Origin of the sequence: Brevundimonas sp. (genome assembly GCF_047617075.1) — a bacterium.
In the GTDB taxonomy this organism is placed as follows: domain Bacteria; phylum Pseudomonadota; class Alphaproteobacteria; order Caulobacterales; family Caulobacteraceae; genus Brevundimonas.
The window spans coordinates 65,983-89,848 of record NZ_JBLGCI010000007.1 but is presented as its reverse complement, the minus strand read 5'-3'; the positions used below and the strand labels follow the sequence as shown (position 1 = coordinate 89,848).

The following is a 23,866-nucleotide window of genomic DNA, read 5'->3' as shown; positions in this document are numbered from 1 at the left end:
GATCTTTCCTTCGTCAGCCGATTTCGAGCGTCGCGTTCAGCAATTCAGCCAGCGCCTTGGCGCGCCTTCTTGTCTGCTCACCCAGCAGGGCGTCGGCGTGATCGGTTGATGCTTTCAATTTCAAGACGCCGCCCTTCAGGCTGACGACTGTACTGGCCAGAATCTGGGGTGATCGCACCGACATGTCGCTGCCCAGCCGCATCGCCAGGCCGAGCGCGCGGGCCCGCAGGCGCTGGTCGTCATTCAGCAGACGATCCATGACATGCGGCGCCGGGGTCTCGTTCGAGCCGCCGTATCGGGCGTTGATGGCGCAGGCCAGGAAGGCTCGCTCCGCGTGGGTCTGGCCCGGCGCCGGCGCCCGCAGCACCTGATCGAACGCCAGCTCGACCCTGTGGTCGGGATGCAGTCGGGCGCCCACGTCGGCCAGCCGACAGGCCGCGGCGGTGATTACGCCGTCGCGCTCCTCTCCGAAGGCGGCGGGCAGGGCGGCCATGACGCCTGTCAGCCAGCCCTCCAGAGCGCCAGGCAGGCCCGGGGACACCCCTTGACGCAGGCCGATGGCCTCGCAACTGGCCAGCAGGGGATCCGCCGACACCAGCGACGGCGCCAGGCTTTCGAACAACAGGCCTTCGCGCAGGCCCCAGGCGGAGAACTCGACCCGCTCGAAACCGCAATGTTCCAGCAGGCCCTCCAGCACCAGAGCGGCGTAGGGCAGGGTTTCCACCCGCCGCTTGGACACGCCCGGCGTGCGCGCCAGCGAGGCCGGCGACTGGTGCGCCACCAGATGCGCGGTGTCGCGGGCCTGCTGGGCGGTCATGGCGTACTGATGAACGATCCGCAGGGGGTGATCGACCATGGCCATGTGGATCTGGGCCAGGCTGCGCCAGCCGCCGCCAACCGCATGCAGCACGGCGCCGGAATACTCCTTCGCCATGGGCTTCAGGCGCTCGGCGATCAGGGCCCGGGCGTGATCGGCGTCAAAGCCGTCGGGCGTGGACAGCGAGAACGGGCCCAGGGGCAATGTGACGCCGCCTTCGACCTTGCCGTCACCCACCCGGCACAGCTCAAGGCTTGCTCCGCCAAGGTCCGCGGCGATCCCTTCGGAATCAGGCGCGCCCGCCAGAACGCCGAGGGCGGCGTAGCGGGCTTCCTCCTCGCCCGTCAGCACGCGTACCTGCAGGCTGGTTTCGGCAGCCACCCGCTGGCGGAACTCCTCGCCGTCCTCGGCGTCGCGGACGGCGGCGGTGGCGGCGGTGAGGACGGCGGCGGGACGAACGCCCTCCACGATCGCCGCGAAGCGGCGCAGCGCGGGCAGGGCCATCTTGACGCCTTCCGGCGACAGGCGGCCGGTGGCGGCGATGTCGCGGCCGAGGCCCGCCAGAACCTTCTCGTTATAGACCGTCCAGATTGCCCGGCCCTCCAGCCGGTACATGACCAGGCGCACCGAGTTGGAGCCCACGTCGATGACGGCCACGTCGTCGCGGCCGTCGCGCCCGTCCACCTTGCCCGGCGGGGGCCTATCGATAGGGACGGTCAAACGTGATCACCTTGGGCAGCACCTTCACCTTGCGTCCCCGGCCCGACAGGCTGGGATTCTTGATGAAATAGTCGTGGGCCGAGAAGGGCCGTTCCGGGTCAGCGGGTTTCACCCGGTGATAGTTCCCATCGGCGTCCAGCACCCAGCTCTGGGCGTCGTCCTTCAGATTGGCGACCATGATCTGGTCCAGCACCTGATCGTGCACCGTTGCGTTGGTCACGGGGGCCATCACCTCGACCCGGCGATCCAGATTGCGGGTCATCCAATCGGCCGACGAGATATAGACCCGGGCCTTGTCGCTGGGCAGGGCGTGGCCGTTGGCGAAGGCCACGATGCGGCTGTGTTCCAGGAACCGGCCGATGATCGACTTGACCCGGATGTTCTCCGACAGGCCCGGCACGCCGGGGCGCAGGCAGCAGATGCCCCGGATGACCATGTCGATGCTGACCCCGGCCTGGCTGGCGCGATAGAGAGCGTCGATGATCTGGGGATCGACCAGCGAGTTCATCTTGACCCAGATGGCGGCGGGTTTGCCGGCGCCGGCTGCCTCGACCTCCTGCTCGATCATGCGGATCAGCGACGGCTTCATCCGCAGCGGCGAGACGATCAGGCGCTCCATCTCGCCGGGCTGGGCATAGCCGGTGATGTAGTTGAATACCTTGACCGCATCGCGCCCGATGCCCGGGTCGGTCGAGAACAGGGACAGGTCCGTGTAAACCTTGGCCGTCACCGGGTGATAATTGCCCGTGCCCGCATGGACGTAGGTCTTCAGCCCGTCGGCCTCGCGCCGCACCACCACGCTCAGCTTGGCGTGGGTCTTGTACTCCACGAAGCCGAAGACCACGTGGACGCCCGCCCGTTCCATGGCGCGAGCCCAGCGAAGGTTGGCTTCCTCATCGAAGCGCGCCTTGATCTCCACCAGGGCGGTGACGTTCTTGCCGTTCTCCGCCGCCTCGATCAGGGCCGCCACGATGGGGCTGTCCTTGGAGGTGCGGTACAGGGTCTGCTTGATGGCGATGACGTTGGGGTCGCGGGCGGCCTGACGCAGGAACTGGACCACCACATCGAAGCTCTCGAAGGGGTGGTGGATCAGGATGTCCTTTTCGCGGATGGCCGCGAAAACGTCGCCGCCCTGATCCCGGACCCGCTCGGGATAGCGCGGCTCGAACGGCGGGAATTTCAGCTCGGGCCGGTCGCTGGGGATCAGTTCCGACAGCTGGGCCAGACCCAGCATGCCGTCCACCATCACCACGTCCTGCGGCGCGGCGTCCAGTTCGCGGATGATGAAGTTCTTGAGGTCCTCCGGCATGGACGCCTCGATCTTGACCCGCACCACCGAGCCCAGACGGCGCTGCTTCAGCGCCTCCTCGAATTCCAGCACCAGATCCTCGGCCTCTTCCTCGATCTCGATGTCGGAGTCGCGGATGAGGCGCAGCACGCCTTTTTCAAGGACTTCGCAGCCAGGGAACAGGTGATCGATGAACAGCAGAAGCAGCGCTTCCAGCGTCACGAAGCGCCGCCGCCCTTTCACTGACCGTCCGTCGGTGGCCAGTTCCCAGAACCGCCGCACCTGCGTCGGCACCGGGACGAGGGCGTAGAGGATGCGGTTGTCCCGTTCCCGACGCAGCTTTAGCGCCAACGAGAATCCCAGGTTGGGCAGGAAGGGGAAGGGATGCGCCGGGTCGATGGCCAAGGGCGTCAGGACTGCGAACAACTGGTTCAGGAACTCGGGCTCCAGCCGCTCGCGTTCGGTCTTGGTGATCTTCGACGGATCGACCAGCTCGATGCCGGCGTCTTTCAACTCCCGCCACAGCGCGCGCCACTGGGCCTGCTGTTCGGCCATCAGGGCTCCGGCGGCGGTGTTGATGCGCTCCAGCGTCTCGGCAGGGGTCAGGCCGTCGGCGGAGACCACGCGCAGTCGCTGCCGCACCTGACCCTTCAGACCCGCCACCCGGACCATGTAGAACTCGTCCAGGTTGTTGGCCGAGATGGACAGGAACCGCACCCGCTCCAGCAGGGGGTGAGCGGGGTTTGCCGCTTCCTCCAGAACCCGGGCGTTGAATGCCAGCCATGACAGTTCGCGGTTGAAGAACCGCTCGGGCGAAGCCAGCAGCGCCTCATCCAGCTCAAGCGGGCGAGCGTGGGAGGAGGGGACCTCCTGGCCGGTGGTGCGGTCGGCGATGGGAGAGGCGTCACTCATGCCGCTGGTTGTGGCAAGTCGGTGTGACGGCTGCAAGGCGAAGCGTCAGTCGCCGCCGGCCTTCTTCTTCGCCGCGGGCTTTTTAGCCGCCGTTTTCTTGGCCGGAGCCTTCTTCGCCGCAGTCTTTTTAGGGGCCGCCTTCTTCTTGGCCGGCGCGCTTGCCGCCTTGGCGGCCAGCAGAGGCAGGGCGGCCTCCAGCGTCAGGTCCTCGGGCGCGGTTCCCTTGGGCAGGGTCGCATTGATCTTGCCCGACTTCACATAGGGGCCGTAGCGGCCCGCCATGACATGGATTGGATCGCCCGTCTCAGGGTGCGCGCCCAGATCCTTCAGCGGCGCCATGGCCCCGCCGCGTCCTGCGCCCCGGCTGGCGCGCTTCTCGGCCAAAAGGGCGACGGCGCGGTTTAGACCCACGTCGAACACCTCCTCAATGTCCGACAGGTTCGCATAGGTGCCGTCGTGCGCCACGAAGGGCCCGTAGCGGCCCAGACCAGCCGTGATCAGCTTGCCGTCTTCCGGGTGCGCCCCGACCTCGCGCGGCAGGCGCAGCAGGCGCAAGGCCTTCTCCAGATCGACGGAGGCGGGCGACCATCCCTTGGGCAGGGACGAGCGCTTGGGCTTCTCGGCCTCCGGCGGCGTGGTCTCCACATAGGGACCGAAGCGCCCGATCTTCAGGTGCACCGGCTGGCCGGTCTCGGGATCGAGACCCAGTTCGCGGTCGCCGCCGGCCTCGCCGTTCTCGCCCGCGTCGGGGGAGGCGACGGGGCGGGTGTAGCGGCAATCCGGATAGTTCGAGCAGCCGATGAAGGCGCCGAACCGGCTGGTCTTCAGGCTCAGGCGGCCGTCGGCGCAGGACGGGCAGGCGCGCGGGTCGGTCCCGTCGCCCTTGTCCGGGAAGATGTGCGGCCCCAGGGCGTCGTTCAGATGATCCAGAATGGCGGTGGTGCGCAGTTCACCGGCCGCCTGGGTGGCGGCGTGGAAGTCATCCCAGAACCGGCGCAGCAGCAGCTTCCAGTTCAGTTCACCGGCGGACACCTCGTCCAGCTGGGTCTCCAGCGCGGCGGTGAAGTCGTACTCCACCCAGCGTGCGAAGAACTGCTCAAGGAACGCTGTGACCAGCCGTCCCTTGTCCTCGGGATAGAACCGGTTCTTGTCCATGCGGACATATTCGCGGTCGCGCAGGGTGGTCAGGATCGAGGCGTAGGTGGACGGGCGCCCGATGCCCAGCTCCTCCAGCTTCTTGACCAGGGTGGCCTCGGAATAGCGCGGCGGCGGCTCGGTGAAATGCTGTTCCGTGCGGATGGCTTCGGGTTTGGCCGCGGCGCCTTCCTTCAGCGCGGGCAGGCGACCGCCGTCGTCGTCCTCGTCCTCGGCGCCCTTGACCCGCTCGTCGCGGCCTTCCTCATAGACGGCGATGAAGCCGTCGAAGGCCACCACCTGACCGGTGGCGCGCAGGCCGGTCAGGCCGTCGGGCGTCTCGATATCCACCGTGGTGCGGTCCAGCCGCGCCTGCTCCATCTGGCTGGCGACCATGCGCTTCCAGATCAGTTCGTACAGCCGCTGCAGATCGCCATCCAGACGCAGGGTCTCCGGCGCGCGGGCGATGTTGGTGGGGCGAATGGCCTCGTGCGCTTCCTGGGCGTTCTTGGCCTTGGTCTTGTAGTAGCGCGGCTCGGACGGGACATAGGCGGGGCCGAAGCGTTCGCCGATGACCTCGCGCGCCTGGGCGATGCCCTCGGGGGTCACATAGACGCCGTCGGTCCGCATATAGGTGATCAGGCCGCCCTGATCGTCCACGCCTTCGTACAGCTTCTGGGCCGCCTGCATGGTGCGCTGGGCGGTGAAGCCCAGCTTGCGCGAGGCTTCCTGTTGCAGGGTCGAGGTGGTGAACGGCGGCGACGGGTTGCGCTTGACCGGCTTCTTCTCGATCGAGCTGATAGTGAAGGCGCCGGTTTCGATGGCGGCGCGGGCGGCCTGGGCCGTGGCCTCGTCGGTGATGTCCAGACGCTGCACCCGCTTTCCGGCATGCTTCACCAGACGGGCGGTGAACGGCGGGCTGTCGGCGACCAGATCCGCCTCGACTGACCAGTATTCCTGCGCCTTGAACCGCTCGATCTCCATCTCGCGGTCCACGACGATGCGCAGCGCCACGGACTGCACCCGGCCGGCCGAGCGCGCGCCCGGCAGCTTGCGCCATAGAACCGGCGACAGGGTGAAGCCCACCAGATAGTCCAGGGCGCGGCGGGCCAGATAGGCCTCGACCAGCTCCATGTCGATGTCGCGCGGCTGGGCCATGGCCTCGAGCACTGCGGACTTGGTGATGGCGTTGAAGGTGACGCGCTGGACGACGGCGTCCTTCACGGCCTTCTTCTTCTGAAGGATCTCCAGCACGTGCCAGCTGATGGCCTCGCCCTCGCGGTCGGGGTCGGTGGCCAGGATGATGCGGTCGGAGGACTTGGCGGCCTCGGCGATCTCGCTCAGACGCTTGGACGCCTTGGCGTCCACCTCCCACGACATGGCGAAGTCCTCGTCCGGCTTCACCGATCCGTCCTTGGACGGCAGGTCGCGCACATGGCCGTAGGAGGCCAGCACATGGAAGTCCGGCCCCAGGTATTTGTTGATGGTTTTGGCCTTGGCCGGGCTTTCGACGATGACGAGGTTCATGAAGTCGCAGTCTGGGAGGAGGGGAGCGCGAACGTGGTGGGGTCCGGGTCCGGTGTCAATCGCCAAGCCGCAGCGGCCGCCGGGCCCAGAACAAATCGTTGTCAATCGCGTTAATGGTGCATTATCCTAATTTTGACTACTTAAACGAGTGTCATGGGAGGGGCCGATGCAAAACCATCAGGGGCAAGTCGGAGTCGGCGAACGCGCGAATCCAAGGCGACACGACCGCAGCACCGCTGACTTTCCGGTCCGGGAGTATGTGGGGGCGATGGCCGCCGAACTGGCCCAGATGGCCCGTTGGGACGGCGACGAGCATCTTGGCGAATTGCTGGATGCGGCGGCGGAAGCAGCCAGCCGCGTTCCTGGAAAATAGATCACCCTGAGGCGACCATGCCGCCGGGAAGCAGGGCGGCCCGTCCAGCAAGACTTAGTTCCAGCAGCGCCGCATTCGCCTCGCCGATGGAGGCCCCGGCGGCCCGGGCCAGTTCATCCCGAGGCGCCGGAACGGGCGAGAGCAGGGCGGCCAGGCGCTCGATCAGGTCCAGATCCGCGTCCACGGCGCCCGGCTCCCAGGCGGGAACCTCGGGTTCGAACAGGGTCCGCAGTCCGCCGAGCGCGTTCAGCACGTCCTCGACGCCCTCGCACAGAATGGCGCCCTGGCGCAGCAGTTCGTTCGGGCCCTTTGAACGGGGATCGAGCGGCGAGCCGGGGACGGCGAACACGTCGCGGCCCTGTTCGCCCGCCAGCCGTGCGGTGATCAGCGAGCCGGACCGCAGTTCGGCTTCCACCACGATCACGCCCTTGGCCAGACCGGAAATAATGCGGTTGCGGCGAGGAAAATCGCGGGCCTGCGCTCGGGCGCCCATGGGGCTTTCCGAGACGACGCAGCCCTGATCGATCAGGCGCTCATAGAGGCTGGCGTGCTCCGCCGGATAGATGTCGTCCACCCCGCCGCCCAGAACGGCGATGGTTCCGGTGGGTAGGGCGCCTTCGTGCGCGGCGCCGTCGATGCCCCGCGCCATGCCGGACGCGACGACGAACCCTGCCTGTCCCAGACCGGCCGCCAGTCCGCGCGCGATCCGTTGACCGCCCGCCGAGGCGATGCGCGCACCGACGATGGCCAGGCTGTCGCGGTTGAGCAGGGCGGGGTCCCCCCGCGTCCACAGCAACGGCGGCGGCGGATCCAGCGCGGCCAGTTGCGGCGGATAGTCCGGATCACCGAGCAGGAGCAGTCGCGCGCCTGCCGCTTCGCCCGCTTCAAGTTCGGCGTGGATGACGCCCTCGTCGGGCAAGACGTGTCCGCCGCCGCCGCGCCGCGCCAGATCCGGCAGGGCCTCCAGCGCCTCGCGGGCCGTGCCGTATCGCTGCATCAACTGGGAGAAGGCGACCGGGCCGACGCGGTCGGCGCGGGCCAGACGCAGGCGGGCGAAGCGTTCGGCCTCGTCCGCCGCCGGGATCACTTGGACTTCGACCCGATGCGGGACTCCGTCCCCTTCAGCAGGCGGCCGATGTTCTCGTGGTGCCGGATCCAGATCAGCACGGCGGTGAACACGCTCAGGAACAGCACAGGCGCCGGGGCCGGCAGACCCAAAAGCGCGAGTGGCAACAGGGCATAGAGCGGCGTGGCGGCCGAGGCGATCAGGGCCGCCAGTGACGAATATCTCAGGGCGAAGGCCACGATCAGCCAGGTGGCACCCGCCATCAGCCCCAGCGGCCAGGCGGCGGCGATGATCAGGCCGAAGAAGGTGGCGACGCCCTTTCCGCCCTTGAAGCCGAGCCAGATGGGGAACAGGTGGCCCAGAAACGCCGCGCCGCCCGCGATGACCGCCGCCACATCATTGTCGAACAGCCAGCGCGCGATCAGCAGCGCTGCCGCGCCCTTGCCCGCGTCCAGCAGCAGGGTGGCCAAGGCCAGATCCTTGCGGCCGGTGCGCAGCACATTGGTCGCGCCAATGTTGCCCGAGCCGATATTGCGCACGTCTCCGGCGCCCGCCGCACGGGTGATGATCACACCAAACGGAATGGAGCCCAGCAGATATCCGCCAAGGGCCGTGAGCCCCAGCGTCAGCATCGCCGGTCCGACCAGATCCTGCACCCGAATGCCCCTTTAACGTGCGTCGTGCACGATGCGCCCGCCGACGACGGTGAGCAAGACCTTGCCCTGCAAGACGCGCCCGTCGAACGGCGAATTTTTGGACTTGGAGCGGAGCTTGTCGGCGTCGACCACCACCGGCGCGCCGGGGTCGAACAGCACCAGATCAGCCGGGGCGTCCGCCTCCAGCCCGCCCGCGTCCAGCCCCAGCAGGGCGGCCGGGCCGCTGGTCAGGGGCCGCAGGATGTCGATCAGGTCCAGCCCCGCCTCGTGGTGCAGGCTGAGCGCGGCGGGCAGCAGGGTCTCAAGCCCCACGGCGCCGGGCGCCGCTTCGCTGAACGGACGCCGCTTGTCCTCGGCCGGGGCGGGCGTGTGGGCCGAGGTGATGACGTCGATCAGCCCCTCGCGCACCGCCTCGATCATGGCCTGCCGGTCGCTTTCCGCCCGCAGGGGCGGGTCCAGCCGGTAGAAGGTGCGGTAGTCGCCGATGTCCACCTCGTTGAAGCACAGGTGATTGATCGACACGCTGGCGGCGACTTCCAGTCCCCGGGCGCGGGCGCGGGCGAGGCAATCCAGCGCCGCCTCGGTGGAGATCTGGTCGGCCAGGAACCGGGCGCCGGTCTGTTCGACCAGGGCCAGGTCGCGCTCCAACTGGATGCGTTCGGCGATGGCGGGCGCGCCCGACAGGCCAAGCCGCGTGGCTAACTCGCCCGACGTGGCGCAGGCGCCTTCCGACAGCCATGGGTCCGCCGGGCGGTGCGCGATCAGGGCGTTGAAGGCCGAGGCGTAGCTCATCACCCGCTGCAGGGTGCGGCTGTTGGCGATGACCCGGTCGCCGTCGGTGAAATACAGGGCGCCGGCTTCGGCCATCAGGCCGATCTCGGCCATGCGCTCGCCGTCCAGCCCGCGCGTGGCGGCGCCGGCCGCGCGCACATTGACCAGGTTGAGGGCCGCGCCCCGCCGCTGGATGAAGTCGATCATGGCCGGGTCGTCCACCGCCGGATCGGTGTCCGGCTGAATGACGATGGTGGTCACGCCGCCCGCCGCCGCCGACAGGCTGGCCGACTTCAGCGTCTCCTTTGGCTCTGCGCCCGGCTCGCCGGTCTTGACCCGAATGTCGATCAGGCCGGGGGCCAGAACCATGCCGCCCGCGTCGATGACCTCGACCCCCTCCGGCGTCCGGGTGGCGGCGCCGTGGATGACCTCGACGATGCGGCCGTCCTGGATCAGCACCGCGCCGGGGCCGTCATAGTCGCCCGCCGGGTCGACTAGCCGGGCGTTGATGATAGCGAGGCCGCTCATCGCTCCGCCTCCTGCCGTGCGGACAGCGAGGCCAGCACCGCCATGCGGACAGCCACGCCCATCTCCACCTGATCCTGGATCAGGGAGACGGCCGGGTCGTCGGCCACGCCGGAGTCTATCTCGACGCCCCGGTTCATGGGGCCGGGGTGCATGACCTTGGCGCCGGGCGCGGCCCAGGCCAGCTTCTCGGCGTCCAGCCCCCAGAAGCGGTAGTATTCGCGGGTCGAGGGGGCCAGGGCGCCGTCCATGCGCTCCAGCTGCAGGCGCAGCATCATGACCACGTCGCAGCCCTTCAGCCCCTCACGCATGTCGTGAAACACCTCGCAGCCCCAGCGGTCGGCGTCGCCGGGCACCAGCGTCGGCGGGCCGATCAGGCGCACTCGCACCCCCATCATGGACAGCAAGGCCACATTGGAGCGCGCCACACGGCTGTGGGCCACGTCGCCGCAGATGGCCACCGTCAGCCCGCCCACCTCGCCGAAGGCCCGGCGCAGGGAAAGCATGTCCAGCAGGGCCTGGGTCGGATGCTCGTGACGGCCGTCGCCCGCGTTGACCACGGCGCAGCCCACCTTCTGGGACAGCAGTTCCGCCGCGCCCGACGCCGAGTGGCGCACCACCAGAATGTCCGGCTTCATGGCGTTCAGGGTCATGGCCGTGTCGATCAGGGTCTCGCCCTTGGCCACCGACGAGGTGCGCGGGTTCATGCTGACCACGTCGGCGCCCAGCCGCCGGGCCGCGATCTCGAACGAGGCCGAGGTGCGGGTGGAGTTCTCGAAGAACAGATTGACCACCGTGCGCCCGCGCATCAGGTCCAGCGCCTTGGCCCCCTGACGGTTCACATCCACGCAGGCGTCGGCCAGATCCAGCAGCGCGGTCAGCGTCACGGGATTCAGATCGCCGGCGGAATTGAAGTGGGCCCGGGGAAACGGCGTCAGCCGTGAACGGACAAGATCGGTGACAGCCTGGGTCATCGAGGCCTCGCTATAGGGCTGAGTCCCGCCGAACGCCAGCGCTGCGACGCGCAGGTCACAGGAATCCGAACAGGAACAGCATCAGCGGCATGGTGAACAGGGCGCCCAGGGTGGTGAAGGCCACCACCGCCGCCATCAGGGGCGCGTCGCCGCCCATCTGGCGCGCCAGCACGTATGAGGCCGCAGCGCCCGGCGCCGATCCGGCCAGCAACACGATGCCCAGCGCCGTGCGGTCAGCGCCCAGCAGGATGGCGAAACCGGCCATGATCAGGGGCAGGACCAGCAGCTTGGCCGCCGTCACCAGTCCCACCACCACCGGCCGTCCCGCCGCATCGCGGAAGCTTAGCCCCGCGCCGGCCACCATCAGCCCCAGCACGATGGCCGCGCCGCCCAGCATGTCGAAGGGCGTCATAAGGATGTCCGGCAGACGCAGGCCGGTCAGGTTCAGGGCCGTGCCGATGACGCAGGACCAGATGATCGGATTGACCCACAGCGAGCGTCCCACCATGCGCCAGCCGCCGCCCTGACCCACGCCCCACTTGGCCAGCACCAGCACGCAGACGATGTTGATGGACGGGATCAGCGCCCCCAGCGCCACGGCCGCCAGCCCGACGGACTCCTGACCGAAGATGGACGCGGCCACCGGCAGGAAGACGAAACCGTTCCAGCGGATCACGCCCTGGAACACGCTGGTGTAGGCGGCGTCGGACACCCTGATCAGCGGCTTGGCCAGGAAGGTGATCAGGGCCATCAGCATGGCGCCGGCCAGGGTCGCCAGCGCCACCACCCCCGCGCCGCCGCCAGTGAAGTCTGCGTTCCAGATGCCGGGGATCAGAAAGGCCGGATAGAAGACGAAATAGGTCAGCCGCTCCACCGGCCGCCAGCCGTCCTCGGGCAGGAAGCGGGCCACCTTCAGGCCCCACCCCAGGGCGATCAGCGAGAAGACCGGCAGGAAGCCGGACAGCAAGGCGTTCATGCGGGCCTCAGCCGGTCCAGCGCCCCTTGCAGGATCCAAGCGGCGGCCGTGCGGTCGATCACCCCGGCGCGCCGTTTCCGGTTCAGGTCCAGATCCTCGATCAGGAACCGCTCCACCGCCGAGGTGGACAGCCGCTCGTCCCAGAAGGCCACATTGACCGGCCGGATGCGCTCCAGATTACGGGCGAAGGCGCGGACCGACTGGACGCGCGGCCCCTCGGTCCCGTCCATGTTCACCGGCAGGCCGATGATCAGGGCGGACACCTTGCGGTGGTCCATGATCTTGAACAGATGCGCCGCGTCGGCGGTGAACTTCGTCTTGCGGATCAGCTCCAGCGGGCTGGCGATCATGCGGGTGGCGTCGGACGCGGCCACGCCGATGGTCTTCTCGCCCAAGTCCAGCCCCAGCCACGGAGTGTCGGGCGGGCAGGCGGCGGGCAGGTCGGAAAGGTCAAAAACAGGCACGAAACGGGCGGTAGGACTGGCGTAAGGCCGTGTCAAAGGCGAAACTGATTTCCACTGGCTGACGGAGGGACTGATGATGAGCAGAAATCTGGCGATTGCGGCGGCCCTGGGCCTGATGATTTCGGCCTGTGACGCCTTGCCCGAGGAAGAACACGCGGTGGACCGCGCGCGCGAACCGGCGACCGCCTCAACCGTGCCCACGCCCGAGCCGGCGGACACGCGGGCTGAGCCGGCCGGCGAGCCGGAGACCATCGAGATCGCCGAAGACGAAGACCTGCAGTGGGCCGCCTCGGTCATGCAGATTCATCCCATGGAAAACCAGAACGCCAAGCTGTTCGCGGTGTCCGGCGGCGATCCGGCCATCAACGGTCTGGTCACCTATCTGGGCCTGTTCGCGGGCCCGGCCGAGGGCTGGCGCGTTTACCGGATCGGCGACTTCGAGGAATGGACTGTGTCCGAGGAGGGCCGCCGCCGCGTGGTGCTGGACGCCCGTGAAAGCCGCATGGGTGAAGAGGACGACATCGTCACCGAAGACCGCCGCCTGATCGTGGAGTTCCGCATGGGCGAGGACGGCGAGTCCGACCGTGTGACCGTCACGCCGGCGCGCTGACCGGTTCCGTCAGACGTCGTCGTCGCCGACGGGACCGCCCTCGCTTTCCAGACGGTTGATCTGTTTGGCGTCCTTCTTCGTGAACTTCAGCCGCACGCCGGCGCCCTGTCGGCTATCCTCGGGAATGAAGACCGCGCCGCCGCTTTCCAGCGCAGCCTTTATCGCCGTGCGCGTCGTGTCGCCGGGGTCGATCTTGCCGCGCTCGAAGGCCGCCAGAGTGTTTAAGTCTACGCCGGACAGCCGGGCCACGTGATCGCGGGGCCATTCCACAAGGACGCGGGCGGCGAGGGCCTGGGGGCCGGTGATGGGCATGGCGGTTTCCTCATGGTCAGGCGTTGGCGCAGCCTAGTCCGGCCCGCTCGGGAATACAGCCGTCGCGATGACCTGAACGGCTGGACGCGCGCCGCTTGTGCAACCGCGAAGGGGCGGCTAATCCCGACGTGACATTCACTTTTCTCGTGATTTGGAGGGCCGCATGGCCATCGACGCCGCGACGGTGAGGCGCGTCGCCCACCTCGCCCGCATCAAGACGCCGGAAGATCGGCTTGAGCCGCTGGCCCAGGAGCTGAACGGCATCCTCGGTTGGATCGAGCAGTTGAACGAGGTGGATGTGGACGGCGTGGAGCCCATGACCTCCAACGTGCACCAGCCCCTGCGCTTGCGCGAGGACGTGGTCACCGACGGCGGCAAGGTGGATATGGTGCTGTCCAACGCCCCCAAATCCGCCGACGGCTTCTTTGTCGTGCCCAAGGTGGTCGAGTAAGCCATGACCGACCTGACCAAACTGACCCTCAAGGCCGCGGTGGACGGCCTTAAGGCCCGCGACTTCTCCTCCGAGGAGATTACCGGCGCCTTCCTCAAGACCATCGAGGCCGCCAACCCGGCCCTGAACGCCTATGTCCAGATCACGGGCGACAAGGCGCTGGAGATGGCGCGGGCGTCCGACGCGAAGCTGGCCAAGGGCGAGGGCAGTGCGCTGGAAGGCGCGCCGCTGGGGATCAAGGACCTGTTCTGCACCGACGGGGTCCAGACCACGGCCGGCTCCAACATGCTCAAGGGCTTCGTGCCGCCGTATGAGTCCACCGTCACCGCCAATCTGTGGCGGGACGGGGCGGTGATGCTGGGCAAGCTGAACATGGACGAGTTCGCCATGGGCTCGTCCAATGAGACCAGCGCCTTCGGTCCGGTGGTGAACCCCTGGAAATCCAGCGGCTCCAATGCGGAACTGACGCCGGGCGGGTCTTCGGGCGGCTCGGCCTCGGCGGTGGCGGCTGATCTGTGTCTGGCGGCCACGGCGTCGGACACTGGCGGCTCGATCCGCCAGCCCGCGGCCTTCACCGGCACGGTGGGCATCAAGCCCACCTATGGCCGCGCCAGCCGCTTCGGCATGGTGGCCTTCGCCTCGTCGCTGGATCAGGCCGGGCCGATCACGAAGACGGTGGAGGATGCGGCCATCCTGCTGCGGTCCATGTGCTCGTTCGACACGAAGGATTCCACGAGCCTGGACGTGGAGACGCCGGACTGGACCGCCAACCTCGGCAAGGGCGTGAAGGGCCTGCGCATCGGAATTCCGAAGGAATACGTAGTCGACGGCATGCCCGCCGAACAGCTGGAGCTGTGGGAGAAGGGCAAGGCCTGGCTGAAGGACGCCGGCGCCGAGATGGTCGAGATCAGCCTGCCGCACACCAAATACGCCCTGCCAGCCTATTACATCATCGCCCCGGCCGAGGCGTCTTCGAACCTGGCCCGCTATGACGGCATGCGCTTCGGCCACCGGGCGACCGAGGCCAAATCCCTGACGGACCTGTACGAGACGAGCCGCGCCGAGGGCTTCGGCAAGGAAGTTCAGCGCCGCCTGACCATTGGCGCCTATGTGCTGTCGGCCGGATTCTATGACGCCTATTACGTCCGGGCCCTGAAGGTGCGCCGCCGCATCGCCCAGGACTTCGACGATGTCTGGGGCAAGGTCGACGCCATCCTGACGCCGTCCACGCCCTCGGCCGCCTTCGCCATCGGCGACAAGCAGATCGACCCGGTGACCATGTACCTGAACGACGTGTTCACGGTGACCGCCAATCTGGCCGGCCTGCCGGGCATCTCGGTCCCCGCCGGCCTGGACAAGGGCGGCCTGCCGCTGGGCCTCCAGGTCATAGGCAAGGCGCTGGACGAGGCGACGGTGTTTCAGGTGGCCGACACTCTGGAACAGGCCGCCGGGTTTGTGGCGCGGCCGGACAAGTGGTGGTGATCTCAACCCTCTCCCATCGGGAGAGGGAGGGGCCCGACCGCGCAGCGGGCGGGAGGGTGAGGGGTTACGCTCGTGGATAGCGAAGCCCGCACCGAACGCGCCCGCACCCTTCGTCAGCGCGAGACCCGCGCCGAAGCGATACTGTGGACCGCGCTGCGGAGCCGCCGCCTCGATGGCCTGAAGTTTCGTCGCCAGCAGCCCATTGGTCGCTACTTCGCGGACTTCGCCTGTGAGGATCTGCGGCTCGTGATCGAGTTGGACGGCGAGGTCCATGATGACGATGACCAGATGCTGTATGACCATCACCGGCAGGCGGAAATCGAAGCCCTCGGTTGGTCGGTCATCCGCTTTCGCAACGACGAGGTGACGGCCTCGCTTTCCAGGGTTATGGACGCGGTCCGGGCTCAGGCCAGGCTGGCCGGCGCCGTAACCCCTCACCCTCCCGCTCAACTTCGTTGATCGGGCCCCTCCCTCTCCCGACGGGAGAGGGGTAGAGCTATGTCCATGACCGACACCAAACCGAACTCGAAGCTGATTGAGGGTCGCACCGGCCCTTGGGAAATCGTCATGGGGCTGGAGATCCACGCCCAGGTGGCGTCGAAGGCCAAGCTGTTTTCCGGCGCGGCCGTGGGCTTCGGGGCGGGGCCGAACGAGCAGGTGTCGCTGGTGGACGCCGGCTTCCCCGGCATGCTGCCGACCCTGAACAAGTTCTGCGTGGAGCAGGCGGTGCGCACGGGGCTGGGGCTCAATGCCCGGATCAACACCTTCAGCCAGTTCGACCGGAAGAACTATTTCTATCCCGACCTGCCCACCGGCTATCAGATCAGCCAGCTGTATCACCCCATCGTGGGCGAGGGCGTGGTGGAGGTTGAGGCCGAGGACGGCGGTTTCTTCAATGTGGGTATCGAGCGCCTGCACCTGGAGCAGGACGCCGGCAAGCTGATCCACGACCTGTCGCCGACGGAATCCTATGTGGACCTGAACCGCTCGGGCACGGCCCTGATGGAGATCGTCTCCCGCCCGGACCTGCGCAGCCCTGAGGAGGCGGTGGCCTACGTCAAGAAGATCCGGACCATCCTGATCTATCTGGGCACCTGCGACGGGGACATGGAGAAGGGCAACCTGCGGGCCGACGTGAACGTCTCGGTCTGTCGCGCCGGGAACTATGAAAAGTTCAAGGCTACGGGCGATTTCAGCCACCTGGGCACCCGCTGCGAGATCAAGAACGTCAACTCGTTCCGCTTCATCTCCCAGGCCATCCAGTACGAGGCGCGCCGCCAGATCGAGATCCTCGAGGACGGCGGATCCATCGTTCAGGAAACCCGTCTGTTCGACCCGGTGAAGGGCGAGACGCGGTCCATGCGCTCCAAGGAAGAGGCGCACGATTACCGCTACTTCCCCGACCCGGATCTGCTGCCGCTTGAGATCGAGCAGGCCTGGATCGACGAGATCAAGGCGTCCCTGCCGGAACTGCCCGACGAGAAGCGCAAGCGGCTGATGAGCCAGTACGGCCTGTCGCAGTACGACGCCGTGGTGCTGATCTCGGAACAGGCCAAGGCGGACTATTTCGAGGCGGCGGCGAAGGGGCGCGACGCCAAGCTGGTCGCCAACTGGGTGACCAACGAGCTGTCCGCCCGGCTGGCCGCCGACCATCTGGACTTCGACCAGAGCCCGGTCCCGGCCGCCCATGTGGCCGAGCTGGTGGAGTTGATCGAAAACGGGACCATCTCGTCAAAGATCGCCAAGGAGGTCTTCGACCACGTCTGGAACGGCGAGGGCTCGCCGTCCGAAGTGGTGGACAAGCATGGCCTGAAGCAGGTCACCGACACCGGCGCCATTGAGAAAGCCATCGACGAGATCATCGCCGCCAATCCCGACAAGGCCGAAGCGGTGAAGGACAAGCCCCAGGCCCTGGGCTGGTTCGTCGGCCAGGTCATGAAGGCTACCGGCGGCAAGGCCAACCCGGCGGCGGTCAACGAGATCCTGAAGGCCAAGCTGGGGGTTTGATTTTTAGCGCGCTATCACTCGGCGCGCGGCGCCTCGCTGCTTGAGCGCAGATGTGAAAAGGCCCCGGCGGATCGCTCCGCCGGGGCCTTTTTTCGTCTGAACGGATCTACCAGTTCCAGGCGTCGTAGATCACCTCGATGATGTAGCCGTCGGTCTGGTCGATCAGATAGATGTGGTTGTCCACGTGCACCCACATGGTTCCGGCCGGCGGATAACCCAGGCCATAGAACCGGTAGTCGTTCACCTGATAGCGCCAGAACACGCTGGGCAGATAGTCGCCCTCGGACCAGCGGCGGCCCCAGTACTGGCGGGGGACCTGATAGTAGCCGTAGCTGGGGGCGTAGTAGAACCCCACCCGCAGGCCTGAATAGCCCCGGAACCAGCTGTTGCTCCGCCACCAGTCGGCGCGATAACGACGGTTCCAGTCCCGGCGCCAGTGGTCGCGGTTCCAACGCTGGCGGAACTCGCGATATTCGCGGCGATCCCGGCGGGCTTCGCGCCGGTCATCACGACGGTCCTCGCGCCAATCCCGGCGATCTTCACGCCTGTCGCGGCGGTCTTCGCGCCGGTCGTCTCGCCGGTCATCGCGACGGTCGCGCCAATCCTGGCGACGGTCCGGCGTCCAGTCGCGCCGGTCCTCCCGTCGATCCTCCCTGCGGTCGCGTCGGTCTTCGCGCCGGTCCGTGCGGCGATCCTGGCGATCCTCCCGGCGATCCGCTCGCGTATCGGGCGACGGTCGGTTGGGACGATCCGTCCGCCTGTCAGGGGTCGGTCGATTGGGGCGGTTCGGGCGTGTGTCGGGAGCCGGACGGTTGGGGCGGTCCGGGCGTGTGTCGGGCGTCGGCCGGTTGGGGCGTTCCGCCCGTCGATCGTCCCGACGTTCGCGCCGCTCCTGTCGTCGCTCCTGGCGGCGCTCCTGACGTGCTTCGCGTCTCTGGGGCGCGGGCCGCATCGAGCCGGAGGGGTCAGGACGACGCGCCTGTTCCCTGCTCATTTCCGCCTGCCGGTTCGGGCGCTCTTGCGCCAGGGCCTGACCCGCCGGGGCCAGGATCGGCACGACGAGCGACGCGATCGCCGTGGCCACGATGATGGAGCGTTTCATTTCTTGTTTCCTCGGTCCGCCTTTCGCGGCGACATGGATATCAGTGTGTTGCGTCCAGCATGAACCTTGACTGAACGTGGACGTCAGGAATGGGCGTGCCCCTTGTAATCAAAGAAAAACCCCCCCCCGCTGGCGACGGGGTTTTCTCGGGATTTTGCGTGATCAATAGACGTTCAGGACAATGTCCGCGATCAGGCCGGTCGCCAGGGCGACCAGGACGATGTCGTTGTTTGCGTGCACCCAACGATGTCCCCGCGGCGCGGGCCTCAGGCCATAGAAATAGGGATCACGCACATAATAGCTGCGATAGGCGTAGGGCAGGGTGTGACCCCGCTGCCAGCGATAGCCGTAATAGCGCGGCTCGACCCGGTAGTAGCCGTAGCTGGGGGCGTAGTAGTAGCCGCGGCGCGCCCCGCGATAGTCGCGGAAGTCGGCCCGGCCGCGCCACCAGTCGCGGTTGTTGCGATCCCAGCGATCGGCGCGGCGGTCGTGACGGAAGTCCCGGCGGTCGTGACGGTTTTCCCGGCGCCAGTCGCGACGGTCCTCGCGGCGGTCCCGCCGCCATTCCCGGCGGTCCTGACGGTTGTCACGACGGTAGTCGCGCCGATCCTGACGCGACTCGCGGCGGTCTTCGCGCCATTCGCGGCGGTCTTGGCGGGACTGGGCCTCGGCGGCCAGCGGCGTGGAGACGGTGATCAGGCCGATGGCGACGGCGGCGGCCTTGACGAGGGTTTTCATGGCGATCCTCTCGAAGGGGCCGCGACGGATTTCGCGTGAGCGGCCGTTGAACTGTGTGGCCAAAGTCTCGCCATCCACATGAATTCACCCTGAACGGACGGTTCAGGTTAATTCCGCGCGCCTGTTGCGAGGGCGCCTCGTCCTTCCCAGATCGAACCGTGACGCTGGAAAGGATGATCATGAGCAAGCCCCTGGAACTCTGGTACTGGCCCACGCCCAACGGCTGGAAGGTCTCCATCGCCCTGGAAGAGATGGGGCTGCCCTATGAGGTGAAGCCGGTGAACATCGGCGCGGGCGAACAGTTCACGCCCGAGTTCCTGGCCATCAGCCCCAACAACCGCATGCCGGCGCTAGTCGATCCCGAGGGGCCGGAGGGCAAGCCGCTGTCGATCTTCGAGTCCGGCGCGATCCTGCAGTATCTGGGGAACAAGAGCGGCCAGTTCTATCCCACGGATATCCGGGCGCGGGCCGAGGTGGATCAGTGGCTGTTCTGGCAGGTGGGCGGCCTCGGGCCCATGGCGGGTCAGACCCACCACTTCCGCCAGTACGCCCCCGCCCTGATCAAGGACCAGCGCCAGATCGCCTACGGGGTGCGCCGCTACACCGACGAGACCAACCGGCTGTATGGCGTGCTGAACAAGCGGCTGGCGGATCGGGATTATGTGGCGGGCGACTACTCCATCGCCGACATGGCCATCTGGCCGTGGATTCTGCCCGGACCGCAGGGGCAGGACCTGGTGACGTTCCCGCATCTGAAGGCCTGGATGGAGCGGGTCGGCGCGCGCCCGGCGGTTCAGGCGGGCAGGGCGGTCGGAAATGAGCTGCGCGGCGATCTGGGCGCCGCCGGAAAACAGGCTGAACAGGCCCGAAAGATGCTGTTCGGCCAGCGCGCCCGGTAAACGAGACCTTTCAACCAGATTGAGGAGTTCTGAATCACGCTCTCAGTATTCAGAACTCCTTTACTGAAAAGATTTTGCGGCCGGCGCGGCGTTAACTTTAACTTCAATAGCGCGGGTATTTCATCACCTCACACGACGAGGCCAGAACGGCCTTCGCAAGGAGATACGGTGATGATCGCGCAAGAACTGGCGCACGACTGTGAGCCCCAACAGGACGGCGGCCTGCCGCTGCCGACTCCGGACATGGACGGCGACGCCCTGTTCCGGCTGGGCGTGATGTATTCGACCGGCCAGGGCGGCGCTCCCGTCGATCTGGTCAGCGCCCACATGATCTTCAACCTGGCGGCCATGAAGGGCTCCGAAGAAGCCCGCATCTACCGCAAGGAACTCTCGTCCGAAATGGAGCGTGAGGATCTGGCCGAGGCCCAGCGCGCGGCCCGTCGCTGGATCGATCAGGGCGTGGTCAATCTGGCCGCCTGATACCTGCGCTGGTCAGAACTGCGTGTAGGCGCGGTCGTTGATCGAATAGCTGAAACTGACCGGCAGGCTTTCGCGAACCTGGGTGAAGAACACCGCCAGCTCCGCCAGGGTGGTGCGGGGCACATAGATGATGTCCGACCGTCGCAGGGCCACCGCCGCAGTGCGCGGTCCACTGAGATCCACCACCCGCATCATGCGCACATTGCCCGGTCCCCGCCGGATCAGCGCCACCTGAGAGCGCCGCGCCGTAGGCAGGAAGCCGCCGGCCATGATGACAGCCTGCCAGGCCTCGATGTCGCCGGGCATGTCATAGACGCCGGGGGTCCGCACCTCGCCGTCCACCCAGACCTTCAATGGCCCGGCCTGGGTCAGGGTGACCTCCACCATCGGATGGCGCAGCTGGCTGGCGTAGGCCGTGGCCAGCGACGCCTCCAACTCGGGCAGGGAGCGGTCCGCCGCCATGACCTGTCCAACCAGCGGCATGGAGATTCGCCCGTCCGGCCCCACGCGCACCGCGCGGTTCAGTTCGGGCGCCGTCGGCGTCTGGATGTCCAGTTCGTCGCCGGGATAAATCAGATACTCCGGCTCGGCGTCGGTCCAGTCGGCGAAGGCGATATCTGGAAAGTCTGGGGTCTGCGCCGACCGGCCCAGACCCGCGCCGCCGGAACAGGCCGTCAGGGCGCCGGCGGAGGCCAGGGCGAACAGCAGATGGCGGCGATCCATGGACATCAACGACTCGTTCGGCGGCTTCGGCGTCAGGCTGGCCCTGCAATCGTAACCGATGGTTAACGCGCAGGGGCGAAGTGTGGACCTGTTAACCCTGTTTGCCGGGATTCGCCGTTCATGCGCACGACCGCCTACATGTCGTCCCGCCCGCGTTACGGGTTGCTGGACCTGGCGGCCCTGCTGTTCCGCGAGCTGTGGGTGATGGTGGCGGTGTTTCTGGCCATCTGCATCCTGGGCCTGATCCTCATCCTGACCACGGTCAGCAAGACCTATACGGCGCGGGCCGGGATCGTCGCTACGGTGGGGCAGGAGTACGTCTATCAGCCCACGGTCGGTCCTGAGCGCAACAGCACCAATGTGCCCCAGGTCAACGAGATCGCCCAGGCCGAGGCGGCGATCCTGAACAGCAGCGAACTGAAGCGCCGGGTGGTTCAGGCCGTCGGCGTGGAGACGGTGCTGGGCGAACGGGCTGCGGAGCGAGCGGTCAGCGCCGAGGCGGCGGAGCGCAGCGCCCTGCGCACCATGATCCGCGATCTGGAGGTCTCCACGGCGCCCCTCAGCGGTGTGATCCAGTTGAGCTATGAGGCGCGGGACGCGGAGACGGCGGCGGCGGTGCTGAACGGCCTGCTGGACCAGTATCTGATCTATCGCCGCGAGGTGTTTCAGGACCGCATGACGCCGGCCCTGCAGGAACAGCGCGAGGTGTTCGAGGACGAGCTGATGGACGCGGATAACGCCTATGAGGCCTTCCTGCGCACCAATGACATCGGCGACTTCAACACGGCCCGCGAGAGCCTGGGCGCGTCCTATCAGACCGTCTTCGCCGAGCGGCTGGGGGTGGACGCCCAGCTGGCCCAGGTTTCGAACCGGCTGGCGCGGCTGCGGGTCGAGCTGGGGGCCGTGCCGGCCGAGATCGTGCTGAACCAGCAGCTGAACGTGGCGGCCCAGGACCAGATCCTGCAACTGCGCACCGAGCGGGAGAACCTGCTGGCCCGCTATCAGCCCGACGCCCAGCCGGTGCGGGACATCGAGGAGCGGATCGCCCAGTTGCAGACCTTTGTGAACACGGGCACGGCCGTGGGGCCGCGCGAGGTGCAGACCGGGCCGAACCCCATCTGGGTGTCGTTGGACACCGAGCGCATCCAGCTGACCGCCGAGCGGGATTCCCTGATCGCGCGGCGTTCGGTGCTGGAGGCGCAGCTGAACGACCTGCGGGACCGGCAGGCGCGTCTGACAGAGCTGGAATCTCGCAACGCCACCCTGTCGGCGGACCGGGAGGTGCTGACCAGCAATATCCGCGAGTTCGCCCTGCGCGAAAGCCAGAGCCGCGCGGCCACCTCGCTGGCGCAGAGCGGGGCGGACAACATCCGCATCGTGGAGCGCGCCTCGCCGCCCACGCGGGGCTCCAGCCTACGCATGCCCAGCATGCTGCTGGTGATCCTGTTCGCCGGGTTCACGGCCCTGTGCGTGGGGCTGATCCGCATCTTCCTGCGACCCGGCTTCACCACGCCGGGATCGGCGGGGCGGACGCTGGAGTTGCCGGTGCTGGCGGTGGCGCCCATGAAGGCCCGCTGAACTCATCCGTTCCCCTGAGAGCCTGATCGGTTGAGGTGGAATCGCTTCGCGATTCCGCCGATGCCGTGAATCAGGCTCCCAGTTTAAACTGGACCGAAATCTGAGCCTAGTTGGACTGCGTCCAACCAAGCCGATTTCGGTCGGGGGTTGTGATAGCTTCGGCCAAACAGGTGCGCGTAACGATTCGATGGTCGACCTCACTGCGGAAATGGCGGGACTTTGGGCGGCGCTGGGTCCGGCGTCGGGCCATCGTGGGCGCGTGATCCAGTTTGTCTCCGCCAACCACGGGGAGGGGACATCCACTGTGGCGCGCGAGTTCGCCCGTCTGGCCGCCGTGCGAGCCCGCCGTCCGGTCTGGCTGGTGGACGCCGACCTGACCGCCCAGCAGCAGCTTGAGGCCGTCGGCGCCCAGCCGGACCGCTTCGGCAAGCTGGGCAAGACCGCCTACGCATCGCCCGACGGATCGTGCTTCTTCACCGTATCGCCGCGCCTGACGTCCAGCGACGGACGCCCGGTGGCGCCGGCCCGGCTGCTGATCGCCCAGCCGTGTCTCGGGGGACGGCTGTGGGTCACCCGGTTCCGGGGCGAGGTGCTGAAGTCCGGCCAGCGGGTCGAGGCCCTGCACGACGCCCGCTATTGGGACGCCATGCGCAAGCACGCCGAGACGGTGGTGGTGGACGCGCCGTCTTCCGACCGCTCGGACATGGCCGTCAACCTGGCCCCCTATGTGGACGCCACCGTGCTGGTGGTCGCCGCCGAGACCACCCGCGCCTCCGAACCCATCGCTCTGCGCGACGAGATCGAGGCCGTGGGCGGCCGCATCGCCGGGGTCGTCATGAACCGCTCGACCTACCAGCCGCCGGGCTTCCTGAAGAAGGTGCTGGGTTAGGCTGTTGGACGAAAAACAGTCTAACGGGAGTCTAACTGCCGCGAATTGTTAAGCGAAAACAGTAGTGGGCTTGCACCTTGTCATCCCGGCCGAAGCGAAGCGGAGAGCCGGGACGCGGTGCGTTGCACGATCCGCCCGGACAGCCGTCAGGCTGAGCCGGGCGACTGGCGGGGGCTTTTCAGCCCTTGGCCCGGATCGTCGCCCTGCGCCGTCCGGGCCACCTCAAGAGAGATTTGCCGTCTCGTCCCGGATAGCGCCTGCGGCGCTTCCGGGATGACAAGGTGGGCCGTTGGCGGGGGCTGGTGATTAGACTCTTGGGTGAAAAAACAGTCCAAGTGGAGTCTAACTCAAGCGAGATTGTTCAGCGAAACAGTGGCCGTTGAAGTTCGAGT

The 23,866-nt window shown here is 67.5% G+C and carries 23 protein-coding genes; 10 read left to right on the top strand and 13 right to left on the bottom strand.

Annotated features, from left to right (window positions below; translation table 11 throughout):
* Nucleotides 1-13: 13 nt before the first annotated feature.
* Genes ACI8U3_RS09430 through topA form a run of 3 tightly spaced genes read right to left on the bottom strand, consistent with a single transcriptional unit; the run spans nt 14 to nt 6,398 of the window.
* A complete protein-coding gene (locus ACI8U3_RS09430) occupies nt 14-1,537 on the bottom strand; it encodes a Ppx/GppA family phosphatase (RefSeq protein WP_415014620.1) in 1,524 nt (507 codons plus the stop codon).
* Nucleotides 1,518-3,737 (bottom strand): RNA degradosome polyphosphate kinase, encoded by a 2,220-nt coding sequence (locus ACI8U3_RS09425; RefSeq protein WP_415014619.1) that lies wholly within the window; start codon nt 3,735-3,737, stop codon nt 1,518-1,520. Before ACI8U3_RS09425 ends, ACI8U3_RS09430 begins: the two co-directional genes overlap by 20 nt.
* Before the next feature lie 45 nt (nt 3,738-3,782).
* Nucleotides 3,783-6,398, bottom strand: coding sequence for a type I DNA topoisomerase (gene topA, locus ACI8U3_RS09420; RefSeq protein ID WP_415014618.1), 2,616 nt, complete (start codon nt 6,396-6,398; stop codon nt 3,783-3,785).
* 166 nt (nt 6,399-6,564) lie between these two features.
* Here topA and ACI8U3_RS09415 point away from each other — a divergent pair, with 166 nt between their 5' ends.
* Nucleotides 6,565-6,771, top strand: a complete 207-nt coding sequence (locus ACI8U3_RS09415) for a hypothetical protein (protein ID WP_415014617.1) — start codon at nt 6,565-6,567, stop codon at nt 6,769-6,771.
* A gap of 1 nt (nt 6,772) precedes the next feature.
* Here the strand turns inward: ACI8U3_RS09415 and dprA are convergent, their stop codons facing one another.
* Genes dprA through ruvX form a run of 6 tightly spaced genes read right to left on the bottom strand, consistent with a single transcriptional unit; the run spans nt 6,773 to nt 12,203 of the window.
* Nucleotides 6,773-7,858 carry a DNA-processing protein DprA gene (gene dprA / locus ACI8U3_RS09410; protein ID WP_415014616.1) on the bottom strand — a complete coding sequence of 362 codons (1,086 nt, stop codon included), beginning with the start codon at nt 7,856-7,858 and terminating at the stop codon, nt 6,773-6,775.
* Complete coding sequence (gene plsY / locus ACI8U3_RS09405) at nt 7,855-8,493, bottom strand: glycerol-3-phosphate 1-O-acyltransferase PlsY (RefSeq protein WP_415014615.1); 639 nt, start codon at nt 8,491-8,493, stop codon at nt 7,855-7,857. The genes dprA and plsY overlap by 4 nt, the downstream gene beginning before the upstream one ends.
* 12 nt (nt 8,494-8,505) lie before the next feature.
* Nucleotides 8,506-9,792, bottom strand: coding sequence for a dihydroorotase (gene pyrC / locus ACI8U3_RS09400; RefSeq protein WP_415014614.1), 1,287 nt, complete (start codon nt 9,790-9,792; stop codon nt 8,506-8,508).
* Nucleotides 9,789-10,763: an aspartate carbamoyltransferase catalytic subunit gene (locus tag ACI8U3_RS09395; RefSeq protein ID WP_415014613.1), complete on the bottom strand. Its 975-nt coding sequence runs from the start codon at nt 10,761-10,763 to the stop codon at nt 9,789-9,791. Before ACI8U3_RS09395 ends, pyrC begins: the two co-directional genes overlap by 4 nt.
* 55 nt (nt 10,764-10,818) lie before the next feature.
* On the bottom strand, nt 10,819-11,739 hold the full coding sequence (locus ACI8U3_RS09390; RefSeq protein WP_415014612.1) for an AEC family transporter: 921 nt from the start codon (nt 11,737-11,739) through the stop codon (nt 10,819-10,821).
* Entirely contained in the window at nt 11,736-12,203 is a 468-nt protein-coding gene (gene ruvX, locus ACI8U3_RS09385) for a Holliday junction resolvase RuvX (RefSeq protein WP_415014611.1), read from the bottom strand. Before ruvX ends, ACI8U3_RS09390 begins: the two co-directional genes overlap by 4 nt.
* Nucleotides 12,204-12,276: 73 nt before the next feature.
* Between ruvX and ACI8U3_RS09380 the strand changes: the two genes are divergently transcribed.
* Nucleotides 12,277-12,813, top strand: coding sequence for a hypothetical protein (locus ACI8U3_RS09380; RefSeq protein ID WP_415014610.1), 537 nt, complete (start codon nt 12,277-12,279; stop codon nt 12,811-12,813).
* A gap of 9 nt (nt 12,814-12,822) precedes the next feature.
* On the opposite strand, the gene ACI8U3_RS09375 is transcribed toward ACI8U3_RS09380, so the two are convergent.
* Nucleotides 12,823-13,125, bottom strand: coding sequence for a helix-turn-helix domain-containing protein (locus tag ACI8U3_RS09375; protein WP_415014609.1), 303 nt, complete (start codon nt 13,123-13,125; stop codon nt 12,823-12,825).
* A 163-nt stretch (nt 13,126-13,288) separates the two neighbouring features.
* Between ACI8U3_RS09375 and gatC the strand changes: the two genes are divergently transcribed.
* The 4 genes from gatC to gatB all read left to right on the top strand — a co-directional run bounded on the left by gatC (nt 13,289) and on the right by gatB (nt 17,065).
* The gene (gene gatC, locus ACI8U3_RS09370) at nt 13,289-13,576 is read left to right on the top strand and encodes an Asp-tRNA(Asn)/Glu-tRNA(Gln) amidotransferase subunit GatC (RefSeq protein ID WP_415014608.1); all 288 of its coding nucleotides are present in this window, start codon (nt 13,289-13,291) and stop codon (nt 13,574-13,576) included.
* Between the two features lie 3 nt (nt 13,577-13,579).
* Nucleotides 13,580-15,058 (top strand): Asp-tRNA(Asn)/Glu-tRNA(Gln) amidotransferase subunit GatA, encoded by a 1,479-nt coding sequence (gatA, locus tag ACI8U3_RS09365; RefSeq protein ID WP_415014607.1) that lies wholly within the window; start codon nt 13,580-13,582, stop codon nt 15,056-15,058.
* A 72-nt stretch (nt 15,059-15,130) separates the two neighbouring features.
* Entirely contained in the window at nt 15,131-15,517 is a 387-nt protein-coding gene (locus tag ACI8U3_RS09360) for an endonuclease domain-containing protein (RefSeq protein WP_415014606.1), read from the top strand.
* A gap of 45 nt (nt 15,518-15,562) precedes the next feature.
* Complete coding sequence (gene gatB, locus ACI8U3_RS09355) at nt 15,563-17,065, top strand: Asp-tRNA(Asn)/Glu-tRNA(Gln) amidotransferase subunit GatB (protein ID WP_415014605.1); 1,503 nt, start codon at nt 15,563-15,565, stop codon at nt 17,063-17,065.
* 106 nt (nt 17,066-17,171) lie between these two features.
* Here gatB and ACI8U3_RS09350 read toward each other — a convergent pair whose 3' ends face one another.
* Together ACI8U3_RS09350 and ACI8U3_RS09345 are read right to left on the bottom strand one after the other, a co-directional pair.
* On the bottom strand, nt 17,172-18,167 hold the full coding sequence (locus ACI8U3_RS09350; protein ID WP_415014604.1) for an RcnB family protein: 996 nt from the start codon (nt 18,165-18,167) through the stop codon (nt 17,172-17,174).
* Between the two features lie 162 nt (nt 18,168-18,329).
* Entirely contained in the window at nt 18,330-18,905 is a 576-nt protein-coding gene (locus tag ACI8U3_RS09345; RefSeq protein WP_415014603.1) for an RcnB family protein, read from the bottom strand.
* A gap of 179 nt (nt 18,906-19,084) precedes the next feature.
* Here ACI8U3_RS09345 and ACI8U3_RS09340 point away from each other — a divergent pair, with 179 nt between their 5' ends.
* Nucleotides 19,085-19,804 carry a glutathione S-transferase N-terminal domain-containing protein gene (locus tag ACI8U3_RS09340; RefSeq protein ID WP_415014602.1) on the top strand — a complete coding sequence of 240 codons (720 nt, stop codon included), beginning with the start codon at nt 19,085-19,087 and terminating at the stop codon, nt 19,802-19,804.
* Nucleotides 19,805-19,975: 171 nt separating this feature from the next.
* Nucleotides 19,976-20,284 (top strand): SEL1-like repeat protein, encoded by a 309-nt coding sequence (locus ACI8U3_RS09335; protein WP_415014601.1) that lies wholly within the window; start codon nt 19,976-19,978, stop codon nt 20,282-20,284.
* 12 nt (nt 20,285-20,296) lie between these two features.
* On the opposite strand, the gene ACI8U3_RS09330 is transcribed toward ACI8U3_RS09335, so the two are convergent.
* Nucleotides 20,297-21,013, bottom strand: coding sequence for a polysaccharide biosynthesis/export family protein (locus ACI8U3_RS09330; protein WP_415014600.1), 717 nt, complete (start codon nt 21,011-21,013; stop codon nt 20,297-20,299).
* A 114-nt stretch (nt 21,014-21,127) separates the two neighbouring features.
* On the opposite strand from ACI8U3_RS09330, the gene ACI8U3_RS09325 reads away from it, so the two are divergent.
* Nucleotides 21,128-22,585, top strand: a complete 1,458-nt coding sequence (locus ACI8U3_RS09325) for a GumC family protein (protein WP_415014599.1) — start codon at nt 21,128-21,130, stop codon at nt 22,583-22,585.
* 187 nt (nt 22,586-22,772) lie between these two features.
* Nucleotides 22,773-23,474 carry a hfsB gene (locus ACI8U3_RS09320; RefSeq protein WP_415014598.1) on the top strand — a complete coding sequence of 234 codons (702 nt, stop codon included), beginning with the start codon at nt 22,773-22,775 and terminating at the stop codon, nt 23,472-23,474.
* The last annotated feature ends 392 nt before the right edge of the window (nt 23,475-23,866 follow it).

Coding starts and splice junctions, on each gene's coding strand:
- ACI8U3_RS09425 (WP_415014619.1), bottom strand. CDS start 3,737: ATGAGTGACGCCTCTCCCATCGCCGACCGCACCACCGGCCAGGAGGTC.
- topA (WP_415014618.1), bottom strand. CDS start 6,398: ATGAACCTCGTCATCGTCGAAAGCCCGGCCAAGGCCAAAACCATCAAC.
- ACI8U3_RS09415 (WP_415014617.1), top strand. CDS start 6,565: ATGCAAAACCATCAGGGGCAAGTCGGAGTCGGCGAACGCGCGAATCCA.
- pyrC (WP_415014614.1), bottom strand. CDS start 9,792: ATGAGCGGCCTCGCTATCATCAACGCCCGGCTAGTCGACCCGGCGGGC.
- ACI8U3_RS09395 (WP_415014613.1), bottom strand. CDS start 10,763: ATGACCCAGGCTGTCACCGATCTTGTCCGTTCACGGCTGACGCCGTTT.
- ACI8U3_RS09390 (WP_415014612.1), bottom strand. CDS start 11,739: ATGAACGCCTTGCTGTCCGGCTTCCTGCCGGTCTTCTCGCTGATCGCC.
- ACI8U3_RS09380 (WP_415014610.1), top strand. CDS start 12,277: ATGATGAGCAGAAATCTGGCGATTGCGGCGGCCCTGGGCCTGATGATT.
- ACI8U3_RS09375 (WP_415014609.1), bottom strand. CDS start 13,125: ATGCCCATCACCGGCCCCCAGGCCCTCGCCGCCCGCGTCCTTGTGGAA.
- gatC (WP_415014608.1), top strand. CDS start 13,289: ATGGCCATCGACGCCGCGACGGTGAGGCGCGTCGCCCACCTCGCCCGC.
- gatA (WP_415014607.1), top strand. CDS start 13,580: ATGACCGACCTGACCAAACTGACCCTCAAGGCCGCGGTGGACGGCCTT.
- gatB (WP_415014605.1), top strand. CDS start 15,563: ATGACCGACACCAAACCGAACTCGAAGCTGATTGAGGGTCGCACCGGC.
- ACI8U3_RS09350 (WP_415014604.1), bottom strand. CDS start 18,167: ATGAAACGCTCCATCATCGTGGCCACGGCGATCGCGTCGCTCGTCGTG.
- ACI8U3_RS09345 (WP_415014603.1), bottom strand. CDS start 18,905: ATGAAAACCCTCGTCAAGGCCGCCGCCGTCGCCATCGGCCTGATCACC.
- ACI8U3_RS09340 (WP_415014602.1), top strand. CDS start 19,085: ATGAGCAAGCCCCTGGAACTCTGGTACTGGCCCACGCCCAACGGCTGG.
- ACI8U3_RS09335 (WP_415014601.1), top strand. CDS start 19,976: ATGATCGCGCAAGAACTGGCGCACGACTGTGAGCCCCAACAGGACGGC.
- ACI8U3_RS09330 (WP_415014600.1), bottom strand. CDS start 21,013: ATGTCCATGGATCGCCGCCATCTGCTGTTCGCCCTGGCCTCCGCCGGC.
- ACI8U3_RS09325 (WP_415014599.1), top strand. CDS start 21,128: ATGCGCACGACCGCCTACATGTCGTCCCGCCCGCGTTACGGGTTGCTG.
- ACI8U3_RS09320 (WP_415014598.1), top strand. CDS start 22,773: ATGGTCGACCTCACTGCGGAAATGGCGGGACTTTGGGCGGCGCTGGGT.